The sequence below is a fragment of the Kribbella sp. NPDC023855 genome (assembly GCF_040639475.1).
GTDB lineage: Bacteria > Actinomycetota > Actinomycetes > Propionibacteriales > Kribbellaceae > Kribbella.
Genome location: NZ_JBFAAA010000007.1, coordinates 216,179 through 228,938, shown reverse-complemented (window position 1 = coordinate 228,938; position 12,760 = coordinate 216,179). Strand labels below are relative to the sequence as shown.

Genomic DNA, 12,760 nt, shown 5'->3' with positions numbered 1-12,760 from the left:
AGGGAGCACTAGATGAGAACGATTTTCATAATCTATAGTGGTCGTTGTACGCCGTACAACGAAGTGGGGAGAGACAGGATGGCTGACCAGAGCGGGCTGGCGCAGGTGGCGGGGGTGGTGCGGCTGGCGCCGGCGATCTGGCGACGCTTGGGTGGTGCGTTGTGGCTCGCCGTCCTGGGCAGCGTCAGTGGGGTGGCCGGCTACGTCTGTGTCGCCTTCGGGGTCGGATCGCTGATCAGCGGCTCGCGGGACCTGTCGCCGGTGATGTGGTGGTCGGTCGGTGCGCTGGCCGGACTGGTGGGCGGTTTTGTCCTGCGGCTCGCGGCTGACCACGTCGCGCACGAGGCGAGTTTCGAGTTCGAGGTGGTGCTGCGGCGGATGCTTGCCGACCACCTGGCCAGGCTCCCGCTCGGCGAGGTCCAGCGGCTCGGTTCGGGACGGATCAGGAAGATCGTCCAGGACGATGTTCGCGCGCTGCACACGGTGGTCGCGGACGCGTTGCCGTTCGTCGGTTCGGGAGCGGCCCAGCCGATCGCGGCGCTGGTCGCGCTCGGGCTGGTCCAGTGGAAACTGCTGCTCGTCGTCTTGCTGATGGCACCGATCGCGATGCTGGCGATGGCCTTGATGACAAAGGACTACAGCGAACAGCGCAACCGGTACAACGAGGCGAACGAGCAGGTGAACGCCGCCCTGGTCGAGTTCGTCCAGGGCATGCCAGTGGTCCGGACCTTCGACGACGGCGGGGTCTCGTTCCGCCGTTTCGCCGACCGGGTGGATGCCTTCACCGAGGCGGTCGCGGCGTGGTCGGCGACCTCACGCTCGGCGGGTCTGGTGACGAAGCTGTTCATCGTGCCGCTGCCGACGCTGCTGCTCGTCGCGGCGGCCGGCGTACCGATGCTGGCCGCGGGCTGGGTCTCGGTGCCGGAGCTGATGGTCGCGCTGCTGATCGGCGCGATGCCGATCGAGGCGGTCTCGCCGCTGATGCATCTGGTCAACTACGTCAACGACTCCAAGGCCGCTGCGATCCGGGTGAGTGAAGTGCTCGCGATGCCGCCGATGACGGAACCTGACGAGCCGAAGGAGCCGGCCGACGCGTCGATCGTCTTCAGCGGGGTGAACTTCGGGTACGAGCCGGGCCGCAACGTGCTGACCGAGGTCGACCTGGAGATTCCGGCCGGCAGCGTCTGCGCGCTGGTCGGGCCGTCCGGTTCCGGCAAGTCGACGATCGCGCGGCTCATCCCGCGGTTCTACGACGTGACCGACGGCTCGGTGCGCGTCGGTGGTGTCGACGTCCGGGAGATCAGCTCAGAAGTGCTCCTACGCAACGTGGCGCTGGTCTTCCAGGACCCGTTCCTGGTGCAGGGCACGGTCGCGGACAACCTCAGACTGGCCAGGCCGGACGCCACCGACGACGAGCTGTACGCCGCTGCCGAGGCGGCCGCCGCGCACGACTTCATCGTCGGTGAACTGCCCGACGGCTATGCCACCGACGTGGGTGAGCGGGGTGGCCGGTTGTCGGGCGGTCAGCGGCAGCGGATCACCATCGCCCGGGCCATCCTGTCCGGGGCGCCGATCGTGGTCCTGGACGAGGCGACGGCGTTCGCCGACCCGGAGAACGAGGCGCTGATCCAGAACGCGATCGCGCGGCTCACCCAGGGCCGGACCGTGCTGATCATCGCGCACCGGCTGTCCACCGTCGTCGACGTCGACCAGATTGTCGTGATCGACGGCGGCCGAGTCGCCGAACGCGGCCGTCACGCCGACCTGGTCGCCGCCGGCGGCCGGTACGCCGACCTGTGGGCGCGGCACGAGCAGGCCGCCCGGTGGGGACTGACCGGTTCGAGGATCGAGGAGATCGTCCGATGAGGCGCGTTCTGAATCTGATGCTGACCGCGGCCGGCCCGTACGCACCGGAGTACCGGCGGACCCTGCGGTACTCGATGGCCGCGACCGCGACCCAGGCCGCGGCGTACGCGGTCTTCATCCCGCTGCTCGCGGCGCTGGCCGTGGAGCCCGTCGCCACCGGCCGAGCGTGGTCCTGGGTGGCTGTGCTCGCGATGCTGGTGGTGCTCGAAGGCTTCTTGCGGATCGGCGAAATGGCGTTCCAGTTCGACACCTGGCCGCTGGTCACCAGGGCCACGCGGCTGGGCCTGGGGGAGCGGTTGCGCTCGATGCCACAGCAGGAGCTCGGCCGGAGAGCCGCCGGTGATCTCGCGACCGTGGTCGGCCACAACGCGACCACCGCGGCGACAGCGATCTCCCTGCTGTCGACCCTGTTCATCCAGATCGTCACCGTGCCCGCGGTGATCGGGCTGGTCATCCTCGTCGTGGACTGGCGGCTCGGAGCCGTGCTCGCCGTGGCGGTCGTTGCCGCGATCCCGTTGATAGGGCAGATCCAGCGGTTGTCGAACAAGGGCTTCCGGACTGTGGACGAGGCCGACGCGGCCACGGCGAACCGGATCGTGGAGTACGTGCAAGGACTTCCGGTGCTGAAGGCAACGGGTCAGGCCGGCGCGGACTCGCCTCGCCTGGTCGAGGTGCTGACCGATCAGCAGCGCGCCCAGTCGACCGCGAACAGGTCGGCGTCCCTCCCGGTCGCGGTGGTTCAGTTGATCGTGCGGCTGGCGATCGTCGCTCTGGTGGTCGTCGGGGCGGCGCTGGTTCTCGACGCTGCTCTGACGCTGCCGTTGCTGGTGGCCGTGATTGTCGCCGCTGCCCGCTTCGCCGAACCGTTGGCGCTGGCAACCCTGATGGTGAAGCTGTTCGAGATGTCCGAGGCCGCACTGAGCCGGGTCAGTGACCTGCTCGCCGTCGAGCCGATGCCGGTCCGGCCGGGTGGCGCGGCGCCCGCGTCGTACGAGGTGACGTTCGAGAACGTGACGTTCGGCTACGACGGCCAGGAGCCGTTGCTGCGCGGACTCGATCTGGTTGTGCCCGAGCGCAGCCTGACCGCGCTGGTCGGCCCGTCGGGTTCGGGCAAGACGACGATCACCAAACTCATCACCCGGTACGCCGATCCGCAGGGCGGCGTGGTCCGCCTTGGCGGGGTGGACCTGGCGACGCTCGAGCCGGCCGAGCTGCTGCGCCACGTCGCCGTCGTGTTCCAGGATGTCTACCTGTTCGACGACACCATCCGGGCGAACATCGCGATGGGCCGGCCCGGTGCGACCGAGGCCGAGATCGAGCAGGCCGCGCGGGCGGCGAACGTGCACACCTTCGTCGAGCGGTTGCCGAACGGCTACGACACCCGGACCGGGGAGATCGGCTCGGCGCTGTCCGGCGGGGAGCGGCAGCGGATCTCGATCGCCCGCGCCATCCTCAAGGACGCTCCCCTCGTGCTGCTGGACGAGCCGACGTCGGCACTCGACACGGAGTCGGAAGTGGTCGTCCAGGAAGCCATCGATCGCCTGGTCCGGGGGCGAACTGTCGTCGTGATCGCCCATCGGCTGTCCACGATCGTCGGCGCCGACCAGATCGCGGTGATCGAGGACGGTGTGGTCGGCCAGCTCGGCCGGCACGAGGAACTCCTTGCCGACGGCACCGGACGCTACGCCCGGATGTGGGCGGCCCAGCTCGCCGCCCGCAGCTGGCACGTCCCGGCGGGCGGTTGACCGGCGAAAGTCGCCAACTCGCGGCTGCGGATTGTGACGGTGGGCACCGGGTACCGGCACAATGAGCAGCAAGACAGTCCCTAGTGACGGAGTACTGACGTTTCTGCGTTCCGGATGATCAGGACGGTGCCCGCCGACGCGGTGGCCATCGTGCGGTACTACCCGCCGGTGGTGATCTGCTTCGCGGCCGCGTTGGCCGGTACTGCGCTCGTCTTCGACGTCTTCTACCTGGTCGCCAGCCCGGGCCTGACGCTGGCCATGGTCTACACCGTGCCGGTGCTGGCCGGGCTGATCGCGGCGCTGGTCGCGGCGGCCGATGACGTCGACCTCGAACGGCGCGTGCTGGCCTGGACGATCGCGGCAGCCGTTGCCATCGGCATCACCAACGTCGTCGTGGTCGCGATGATCGCCGCGATGCGGCGGACCGGGCCTTCGGACTGGAAGTCGGGTGGCCAGTCGGTCCTGTTCGCCGCCTGCACGGTGGTCGCGGTGGCCGTGATGGTGGTGGTGATCGGCAGGCTGATCCGCACGCTCGGGATCGAGCTCAAGACCAAGCTGCCGCCCCGGGAGACGTACCGCCCGCCCGAGCCGGTCAGCCGGCCGAAGCCGCAGGTGAGCAAAGAAGCCGCCGCTCGCGCCAGGCCGGTCCGCAACGAGCCGCAGGTCGAGACCGCTGTCCTGGTGGACGACCACCCGGACGACTCGGAGGCCGGCCGGCGGGTCGAGCCGGTGCCGGCCTTGACTCCGCCGTCCTACCTCCCGCCGCTGCCGAAGGTGATCGACCTCGACGAGGCCCGCCCGGTGACTGCTTGGTCAGAGGGCACCGGCCACGCTGATCGCGGCAACCCGCGTGCCCGCCGCATCCCCGCGGTCCCGCCGAGCCGCCGTCCCCACCGCCCAGGCCGCCGCGGCCAACGCTGACCGCGACGGCTCAAACTCTCAGGCGTGGCAGGTCCGGTCGGTCGACGGAAGCCTCCCTGATCCGAGGTAGTCGATCACGAGCCGATCGACGCACTTGTTGCCGTACTCACCGAAGACACCGTGCGTCCGGGCATTCCGCAGCGTCACCAGCTTCGACCCGGTCAGCGCCTCGTGCAGCACCTTCGCCTGCGGATAGGTCGTCCGCGGATCACCGTCGGCCGCGACGATGAGAGCCGGTACTGCGTTCCCGACCCGCGTCGGCTTCTCGAGCGGTTCACCCGGCCAGAAGGCACAGGCGAGCAGATTGCGCGTGAGCCCGGCGAAGTACGGCTCGCTCTTGCGGTGCCGCTGGATGTCTCGCCAGTAGGTGTTCAGGTTGCGGGACGCGGCCCGGTCGCCGCAGATGATGGCGATCTGCGCGCTCGCACCGGCGGACATCTCTGAGCCGAACAACACGTCCAGCATCTGCCCGAGCTCCTCACTAGGCTGCACGGGCCCATAGGTTGCCTTCAGCAACGTCTGAATCAGCTCGGCGGCTGCTGTCCGAGCTGGATCGCGGTCGTCCGACAGTCTGGTCAGCAACAGCAGCGGCACCGTGTTGTCGTCCAGCGAATGCCGCCCCACCCGCAGCGGCCGCTCACTGCTGACTCGATAGATCCGCTGCACCTTGGCCATCACCTGCTCGGTGGTCCGGCCGAGGTGGTACGTCCGGTCCCGCGCCGCGGCCCAGCCGGCCCAGGCCCGCAGCGCCGCCTCGTTCGCCGGTCCTACCGTTCGCAGCAGTCCCGGACCGTGCTGATCGGGATCGATCGGACCGTCCAGTACGACGCGGTCGAGCCGGTCCGGGAACATCTGCAGATAGACCGATCCCAGATACGTCCCGTACGAGTAGCCCAGGTACGAGATCTTCTCCTCACCGAGTGCGGCCCGAATCTGGTCGATGTCCCGCGCAGTGTTCCGCGTCGTCACGTACGGCAGCAGCGCGCCCTGGTTGTCGGCGCACCGCTTGGCGAGCTCCGCCTGCAGCCGCACGCCCCGCTCGAAGCTGGCGCGACTCGCCCCTGCGGCCCAGACCCCGTTGCCGACGGGCCACTTGCAGTCCAGCGGCGTACTGCGGCCGACGAACCGCGGGTCCATCCCGATCAGGTCGTACCGCGTCCCCGTCTCCTGCATCGCCGCCCGCAGTCGCACCGGCATCCCGAGCCCCGGCCCACCAGGCCCACCGTCGTTCAGGACCATCGTCCCGATCCGGTCCCCAGTCGCCTTCAACCGCGACATCGCGATCTGGATCTTCGGCCCGCCCGGCCGCCGGTAGTCCAGCGGCACCGCCAACTCCCCGCACTGGGCGCCTGCCCGGTCGAGCTCGGCTCCTTCCTCGTCCTCCGAGCCGTTCTGGCAGCCGTGCCACTGAATCCCACTGACCGCCTGTGGTTCCGCGGCCGCCGCCACCGGCATCACGCCACCGGCCAGCAGCAGCCCGAGCCCGGCACCCAAAATCCGCTTCATGAAATCTCCTCCCTGGACATACCCCCGACGCTAGAAAGGAAGCCGCCCCGGCACACTCACCCGAGCACCCGTCCCCGGGTGGCGCAGGCGCTACCCGGGTAGCCTGCCAAGATGCGGTGGGATCTCGTGGTGATCGGGGCCGGACCGGCTGGAGCAGCGACTGCGCTTGGCGCGTTGACTGCCGAGCCTGGGATGTCCGTGTTGCTGCTCGACCGGCACGACTTCCCGCGGGACAAGGCGTGTGGTGACGGCATCGCGCCGCAGGTGTTCGACCTGCTGGCCGAGGTCGGCGTGACCGGCCTGGTCGACGACCGTACGCCGATCCGCCGCCTCTCGTTGCAGCGTGGAGCGCTCGGCGTCGACCGGTTGATGGCGCGCCCGGCGTACGTGGTTCCGCGGACTCTGTTCGACCATCGACTGGTCGAGGCAGCGCAGGCAGCAGGCGCCGTACTGCGGAAGCAGCGGGTCGGCCGTGTCTCGCCCGGAACCACATCGGTGCTCGTCGATGACCTGGCAGCCCGCATGGTCGTGGGCGCCGACGGGGCCTACTCGCTCGTCCGTGGAGCACTGGGACTCGCGGCCGGTCCGTCCGCGCTGGCGTTGCGGGGTTATGCACCGACCCCGGAGAACCGGGCCGGTCGGCAGGTGATCGTGTTCGGTACGGCGCGCCAGCCGTCGTACGCCTGGTCGTTCGACCGTGGAGACGGCTGGTCGAACGTCGGGTACGGCGAACAGTTGCGGGCGAAGCAGGAGCACCCGACCCGGGCCGGCCTGTTGCAAGCGCTGGAGCAGTTGTTGCCAGAGGCAAGTAGTGGTGCGACCGACTGGCGTGGGCATCACCTGCCGTTGTCGTCCTGGTCGTGGCGACCGCAGCCCGGACCGGTCATGCTCGTCGGTGACGCGGCCGGGTTGATCAACCCGATGACGGGCGAGGGTATCTACTACGCGGTCGCGACGGGGATTCTCGCCGGGAGGGCCGCCGCCGCGGCGCTCGGACGAGGCTCGCGCGACGCCGGCACGGAGTACGGGCGGGCGGTGAAGGGGTTGCTGGGAAGGCATTTGTGGCATACCGCTCTGGTTGCCCGGCTGACTCGTTCCGGGCGGGTGCTGGATGCGGGGATCCGGGCGTCTGCGGATGACCAGGGAGTCTTCGACAACCTGGTCGACATCGGACTGGCCGACGGCGTACTGCGGGCTGCCTCGCTTCGGCGGGTCGCGCAACTGGCGGTCAGGCCTGCAGGGCGTGACGTTGCGCTTCGGTGAGCCGGGGAGTGGCGATCCGGTAGGTGTCGGGGGCAACTAGTTCGACGGCCAGTGGATCGGTGAAGATCTTGTACGCCTCGGCGGTGGTCAGTGCTGTCACTGTCCGGTCTGCCGTCCAGTCCAGGGCGGTGGCCAGCTGGTCGACCGTGAGAGGGCGAGCGGCGTGGACGAGTGCGGCCAGGACGACGGTCACGTCCTCGGCGGTCTCCGGATCGGGTCCAGCGCCGGACATGTCGTCGCTGAGCTGCTGGAAGAACTGGGCCATCCGCTCGAGCCGCCCGCCCGCCGGCGTGGCTGGGCCGAAGAGGTCGGCGCCCTTGCGGGCGGTGCCGGCCCAGTTCGCGTTGGCGCGGGCACTCGTGCGCCAGGCCTGGATCCAGAAGTCCTCGGCGATCAGGTAGTGCTCGTGCCGCTCGCCGGGCACCGGCTCACGGCAGACCAGCTCCAGCCCTTCGAGGTAGTTGATCGCCTTGGAGATCGAGGCCGGGCTGACCTTGAGCTCGCGGACGAGCTCGGCCGCGGTCAGGCTGGGGGAGTCCGCGGTGTAGAGGCGGGACAGGACGCGCGCGGCCATCGGCTGCAGGCCCGTGTCGATCATCGTTGCGGCGAAGTGGTCGGCGAACTCACGGACCGCCGAACGGTCGCGACCGTAGGCATCGGTGGGCGGTGCCGAGTCTTCCGGTCTGGCGCGCTTGCGCCGGCGGGCGCGCGACCCGGTCGCGAGGTGGGCGTGCTCGGCGCGATAGCCGGTCCGCCCGCCGTTGCGGGTCACTTCGCGGCTGATGGTCGAGGTGGGCCGGTCGAGTTCGCGCGCGATCTCGGCGTACCCGTGACCCTCCGCCAGCCGGGTGGCGATCAGTCGCCGGTCCTGCTCGCCCAGTCGTCCGCCCGGCACCGGCGTCCTCCTCACGCTTTGCGTTCGCTCTCAAGGTCATTGCAACAATAGCTCAGATTCGCTCGATTTGTTGATGATCTGGGCGGGATGAGCGTTGCCGAAGTAGGAAACGCAACCTAGCTTGCTGGTCATGACGACAACTGATGAAGTCGTGCTGGAGGTCGACGGGCTGCGGATGCGGTACGGGTCGACCGACGTCCTGCACGACGTGACGCTGCGGGCGCGACGCGGCGAAGTACTGGCGTTGCTGGGGCCGAACGGTGCCGGCAAGACGACCACGATCGAGATTCTGGAGGGGTTCCGGTCGCGATCCGCCGGGCACGTGGAAGTGCTCGGCGTGGATCCGGCCGAGGGGGACGAGCGGTGGCGAGCCCGGCTGGGCGTAGTACTGCAGTCCTGGCGGGACCACGGCAAGTGGCGGGTGCGTGAGCTGCTGGCGCAGTTGGGCGAGTACTACGCGCCGTACTCGACCGCCGAGCGTCGGCGACCGTGGGATGCCGACGAGTTGATCGAGGCGGTCGGGCTGACCTCGCACGCGGGCAAGAAGATCAGGACGTTGTCCGGTGGGCAGCGGCGGCGGCTCGATGTCGCGATCGGCATCGTCGGGCGGCCGGAGGTGCTGTTCCTGGACGAGCCGACGGCGGGCTTCGATCCGGCGGCGCGGCACGAGTTCCACCAGTTGGTCCGGCGACTCGCGGCCGACGAGCAGACGACGGTCCTGCTGACCACGCATGACCTCGACGAGGCAGGCAAGCTCGCCGATCGCATGCTGGTGCTGGCCGCCGGGCGAATCGTTGCTGCTGGCACCGAATCCGACCTGACCCGGCAGATCGCCGGCCAGGACGAGGTGCGCTGGACGATCGACGGCCGGCCCTTCACCGAGTCCACCGCGGAGTCGACTGCCTTCGTCCGCGGGCTCTTCGACCGGTACGGCGAAGCGGTGGGCGACCTGGAGGTTCGCCGGGCCACGCTGGAGGACGCCTACCTGGCCCTCGTACGGCAGAGCGAGGCAGCGTGATGGGCTCACAAATGGTGGCAGCGCAGAGCGGTGTGATGAGTCCGCGGATGGTGGCGGTGCGGGCTGGGTGGCGGCGCGGGGTGATCGAGTTGCGGCAGTCGTTCACGAACCCGGGGGAGCTGCTCAGTCACTTCCTCTGGCCGGTGCTGTTGCTGATCGCGCTCTTCTTCTTGCGGGACAGGTCGTTCGGGGCGACCGGCTTCGGCCTGGGCGCGCTGGCATTGCCGAGCATGCTCGGGATGAACGCCGCGATGGGCATGATCAGCATGAGCCAGCAACTCACCGCCGACCGCGAGGACGGAACCCTGCTGCGAGCCAAGGCGACGCCGAACGGCATGGTCGGCTACCTGGTCGGCAAAGTGATCTCGGTGGCGGGCGGGTTGCTCGCGGACCTGGCGATTCTCCTGATCCCGGGTTTGCTGATCATCGGCGGACTCGCGATCGACCGGCCGAGCGCCTGGCTAACACTGCTGTGGGTGCTGGTGCTCGGGATGCTGGCGACCCTGCCGATCGGCGCGATCCTGGGCTCGGTGTTCACGAGTGCGCGCTCGCAGGGCCTGATCCAGTTGCCGGTCATCGGGCTGATCGGGATCTCCGGCATCTTCTATCCGCTCACTGCCCTACCCGACTGGCTGGAGTGGATCGCGCAACTGACGCCGATTTACTGGCTGGGCCTCGGGATGCGCTCCGCGTTGCTGCCGGGCGACGCGGTCACGGTCGAGATTGGCGAGTCATGGCGGCACCTGGAGACGATCGGGGTGCTCGGCGTCTGGGCGGTGCTCGGGTTGCTGCTGGCCCCCGCAGTACTGCGCAGAATGGCTCGTCGCGAGTCCGGCTCCAGTGTCGCCAGTCGTCGTGAGAGGGCCCTTCAGCGCATCGGTTAGTGGGTGAGCGGCAAGCCGAGCAGCTTGAAGTTCTCCTGGCCGATGAACGACGTGATGGCGGCGATCTTGTCGCCGCGCAGGGTGAACACGTTGATCGACCAGGCGGTGTGCTCGCTGTCCGGGGTCATGCCGAGGTAGCAGGCGAGTGCGGGCTGGCCGTTGGCCGTGGTCGGCAGGTTGTGCCAGCTCGGGCACCGAGTCACTGGGACCTCCTTGGCGAAGTCCATCACCGCCTCGATGCCGCTGTACCAGTGGCCGAGGGGCGGCATCGACCAGGTGACGTCCTCGGTGAGCAGGGCGACGAGCGCGTCGGCGTCACCTCGTTCCAGGGCCGTCGAGTAGCCGGCGACGAGTTCCTGCACACGGCCGCCGAGCTGCCGGATCGTCTGCTGCTGGCTGGCCGCGGGGACCTTGTCGGCCACGATCCGGCGGGCCCGCTGCAGCGCGCTGTTCACCGAGGCGGTCGAGGTGTCCATCATGGTGGCGATCTCGGCCGCGCTGAACCCGAGCACCTCGAACAGCACGAGGGCAGCCCGCTGGTTGCCGGGCAGATGCTGAAGCGCGGCGACGAAGGCGAGCTCGACCGCCTCACGCTGCTCGTAGCGGGCAACGGGGCCGCCACTGGAGAGGTCGCCGGCGGCGTACGGACCGAGCCAGGCGATCTCGGTGAGCGGCGGGTCGTCCAGGACTGCGCGCTCGCTCGACGGGCCGAGATCCATCGGCAGTGCGCGCCGCCCGCGGCTCTCGACCAGGTCGAGACAGGTCCGGGTGGCGACGGTGTAGAGCCAGGAACGCACCGTACTGCGCCCCTCGAACCGGGCGATCCCCTTCCAGGCCCGGAGCAAGGCGTCCTGGAGCGCGTCATCGGCGTCGTGCGACGACCCCAGCATCCGGTAGCAGTGCGCGTGCAACTCGCGGCGCAACGGCCCGACCAGCCGGCCGAACGCGGCGTCGTCACCCTCGCGCGCCGCGGTGAGGTCCTCGGACTCGACGAAAGTTTCACTCACACCGATGAGTCTGCCTCATGCCGGGAGTCCTACCTGCGAACGATCACCTGACGACGGCGGAGGTAACCGATGAACGAGGTACTGCGGTGGGTCGAGGCGGAGCGGTTGTCCTTTGCCGACCTGCTCGACGATCTGGCCGACGACGAGTGGAGCAAGGACTCGTTGTGCGCGGGGTGGACCGTGCTCGACGTGGCGGCGCATCTGACGCTGTCGACCCGCACGACGCTGGGGATGGTCGTGTGGGGTGCGATCAAGGCGCGCGGCAGCTTCGACCGGATGGAGGCCGACCTGGCCCGCAAGCGCGCCACCCAGTTCACCCGGGCCGAGCTGATCGAGCAGATCCGCGTGACCGCTGGGTCGGACCGCCACACACCCGGCTCCAGCCACCTCGACTGCCTGCTCGATGCGCTGGTGCACGGGCAGGACATCGCCCGGCCGCTCGGTCGGCCGCGCTCGATGCCGCTCGAGCCTGCGATCGCCGCACTCGAGTTCGTCCGCACGAACAAGTTCTACGGCGCCCCGAAGCGCCTGCGCGGAGTACGGCTGGTGGCCACTGACACAGACTGGTCCGGCGGCGAAGGCCCCGACGAACTCCACGCCCCCGTCGCCGACCTCATTCTGATCTCCACCGGCCGCCCCGCCGGCCTGACCAACGCCACCGGCCCAGCCCTGACCCGACTCAACCTGTGAGGACCTCAGGCTCCCGTACTACGGCCCGCGGTGCGGCTGGTCGTGGTCGGTAGAGGCCGAAGAGGAGGCCGGCGATGACCAGGGTTACTCCTGCGAGCTCGGCCGGGGCCGGTAGGCCGAAGCCGAGGGCCAGGGAGGTGATGATCGTGCCGACCGGGATGACGCCGGCGAACAGGCCGGCGCGGTCGGCGCCGAGCATGGGGAGGGCGCGGTACCAGAGGAGGAAGGCAATGCCGCTGACCAGAATCGCGAGGTACGCCAGGCCGCCTGCCTCGGCCAGGGTCGGCGTACGGAACATCGAGGTGCCGTCGACCAGTAGGCCGAGAACCAGCAGCATCGGGACCGAGATGGCGGCTGTGTAGGCCGAGACCCGGACCGGTCCGAGCCTCACCAGCAGCGGAAGCGCGAGGAGTGAGAAGCAGGCTTCGCAGGCCAGCGCGCCCACGGAGTACAGGATGCCTTGTGCGTCGGAGGTGCCGAGGCCGGATGCGAGAGCGGTGCCGGCCACCACGATCGAGGCGGCGATCAGGATCCGCCCGGACGGCCTGGTCCGGCGCATCAGGGGTCCCGCGAGGGCCAGGACGATCGGCACGGTGCCCACGATCGTGCCGACGACGGCCGGGTTGGCGTGCTTGGTGCCCTCGATGACGAACAGGTTGAACAGAACCAGCCCGGTTGCCGCGAGAGCAACGAACAGCAGCGCCTCGCGGCCGGTCGGACGGATCAGCGGGATGCGGCGGACCAGGGCGACGGCGAACAGCAGCACTGCGGAGACGAGGTACCGCGCGGTCTGGCCGCCGTAGAAGGGGTAGTCGTGGACGACGCCGGAGACGGCGGCCAGGCTGCCGACCAGGAACATCGCGCTGCCCGCCCGGCTGTAGGCGGACCAGGAATGGTTGCTCATGACCTTCACCGTAGATTCTCTATGGACTGATGCAGAGGTCCATAGCCGATCTGTTTCAGTG

Annotated in this window: 11 protein-coding genes; 7 read left to right on the top strand and 4 right to left on the bottom strand. The window is 69.4% G+C overall.

Translation table 11 applies throughout. From position 1 onward, the window contains the following. Positions 1-78: 78 nt before the first annotated feature. The 3 genes from AB0F51_RS25065 (at position 79) to AB0F51_RS25055 (ending at position 4,532) form a co-directional block, all read left to right on the top strand. Positions 79-1,866 (top strand): ABC transporter ATP-binding protein, encoded by a 1,788-nt coding sequence (locus AB0F51_RS25065; RefSeq protein ID WP_360283899.1) that lies wholly within the window; start codon positions 79-81, stop codon positions 1,864-1,866. Continuing rightward, positions 1,863-3,611 carry an ABC transporter ATP-binding protein gene (locus AB0F51_RS25060; RefSeq protein ID WP_360283897.1) on the top strand — a complete coding sequence of 583 codons (1,749 nt, stop codon included), beginning with the start codon at positions 1,863-1,865 and terminating at the stop codon, positions 3,609-3,611. Before AB0F51_RS25065 ends, AB0F51_RS25060 begins: the two co-directional genes overlap by 4 nt. A gap of 126 nt (positions 3,612-3,737) precedes the next feature. Beyond that, the gene (locus AB0F51_RS25055) at positions 3,738-4,532 is read left to right on the top strand and encodes a hypothetical protein (protein ID WP_360283895.1); all 795 of its coding nucleotides are present in this window, start codon (positions 3,738-3,740) and stop codon (positions 4,530-4,532) included. A gap of 18 nt (positions 4,533-4,550) precedes the next feature. Here AB0F51_RS25055 and AB0F51_RS25050 read toward each other — a convergent pair whose 3' ends face one another. Then, a complete protein-coding gene (locus AB0F51_RS25050) occupies positions 4,551-6,038 on the bottom strand; it encodes an alpha/beta hydrolase (RefSeq protein WP_360283893.1) in 1,488 nt (495 codons plus the stop codon). Between the two features lie 111 nt (positions 6,039-6,149). Here AB0F51_RS25050 and AB0F51_RS25045 point away from each other — a divergent pair, with 111 nt between their 5' ends. Next, positions 6,150-7,301, top strand: coding sequence for a geranylgeranyl reductase family protein (locus tag AB0F51_RS25045; RefSeq protein WP_360283891.1), 1,152 nt, complete (start codon positions 6,150-6,152; stop codon positions 7,299-7,301). On the opposite strand, the gene AB0F51_RS25040 is transcribed toward AB0F51_RS25045, so the two are convergent. Continuing rightward, positions 7,267-8,196: a MarR family transcriptional regulator gene (locus AB0F51_RS25040; protein WP_360283889.1), complete on the bottom strand. Its 930-nt coding sequence runs from the start codon at positions 8,194-8,196 to the stop codon at positions 7,267-7,269. The genes AB0F51_RS25045 and AB0F51_RS25040 overlap by 35 nt on opposite strands. A gap of 130 nt (positions 8,197-8,326) precedes the next feature. Between AB0F51_RS25040 and AB0F51_RS25035 the strand changes: the two genes are divergently transcribed. Then, on the top strand, positions 8,327-9,214 hold the full coding sequence (locus AB0F51_RS25035; protein WP_360283887.1) for an ABC transporter ATP-binding protein: 888 nt from the start codon (positions 8,327-8,329) through the stop codon (positions 9,212-9,214). A 35-nt stretch (positions 9,215-9,249) separates the two neighbouring features. Beyond that, positions 9,250-10,098 carry an ABC transporter permease gene (locus tag AB0F51_RS25030; protein WP_360283885.1) on the top strand — a complete coding sequence of 283 codons (849 nt, stop codon included), beginning with the start codon at positions 9,250-9,252 and terminating at the stop codon, positions 10,096-10,098. Here the strand turns inward: AB0F51_RS25030 and AB0F51_RS25025 are convergent. Next, a complete protein-coding gene (locus tag AB0F51_RS25025; RefSeq protein WP_360283883.1) occupies positions 10,095-11,105 on the bottom strand; it encodes a sigma-70 family RNA polymerase sigma factor in 1,011 nt (336 codons plus the stop codon). The genes AB0F51_RS25030 and AB0F51_RS25025 overlap by 4 nt on opposite strands. 69 nt (positions 11,106-11,174) lie before the next feature. Here AB0F51_RS25025 and AB0F51_RS25020 point away from each other — a divergent pair, with 69 nt between their 5' ends. Then, positions 11,175-11,795, top strand: a complete 621-nt coding sequence (locus AB0F51_RS25020; protein WP_360283881.1) for a maleylpyruvate isomerase family mycothiol-dependent enzyme — start codon at positions 11,175-11,177, stop codon at positions 11,793-11,795. Here AB0F51_RS25020 and AB0F51_RS25015 read toward each other — a convergent pair. Then, positions 11,785-12,699, bottom strand: a complete 915-nt coding sequence (locus AB0F51_RS25015) for a DMT family transporter (protein WP_360283879.1) — start codon at positions 12,697-12,699, stop codon at positions 11,785-11,787. The two genes, AB0F51_RS25020 and AB0F51_RS25015, sit on opposite strands and share 11 nt — an antisense overlap. Between the last annotated feature and the right edge of the window lie 61 nt (positions 12,700-12,760).

Bases quoted from the DNA above. Each gene is read 5' to 3' on its own strand.
- AB0F51_RS25060 (WP_360283897.1), top strand. From the start codon at position 1,863: ATGAGGCGCGTTCTGAATCTGATGCTGACCGCGGCCGGCCCGTACGCA.
- AB0F51_RS25050 (WP_360283893.1), bottom strand. From the start codon at position 6,038: ATGAAGCGGATTTTGGGTGCCGGGCTCGGGCTGCTGCTGGCCGGTGGC.
- AB0F51_RS25015 (WP_360283879.1), bottom strand. From the start codon at position 12,699: ATGAGCAACCATTCCTGGTCCGCCTACAGCCGGGCGGGCAGCGCGATG.
- AB0F51_RS25030 (WP_360283885.1), top strand. From the start codon at position 9,250: ATGAGTCCGCGGATGGTGGCGGTGCGGGCTGGGTGGCGGCGCGGGGTG.
- AB0F51_RS25065 (WP_360283899.1), top strand. From the start codon at position 79: ATGGCTGACCAGAGCGGGCTGGCGCAGGTGGCGGGGGTGGTGCGGCTG.
- AB0F51_RS25045 (WP_360283891.1), top strand. From the start codon at position 6,150: ATGCGGTGGGATCTCGTGGTGATCGGGGCCGGACCGGCTGGAGCAGCG.
- AB0F51_RS25020 (WP_360283881.1), top strand. From the start codon at position 11,175: ATGAACGAGGTACTGCGGTGGGTCGAGGCGGAGCGGTTGTCCTTTGCC.
- AB0F51_RS25035 (WP_360283887.1), top strand. From the start codon at position 8,327: ATGACGACAACTGATGAAGTCGTGCTGGAGGTCGACGGGCTGCGGATG.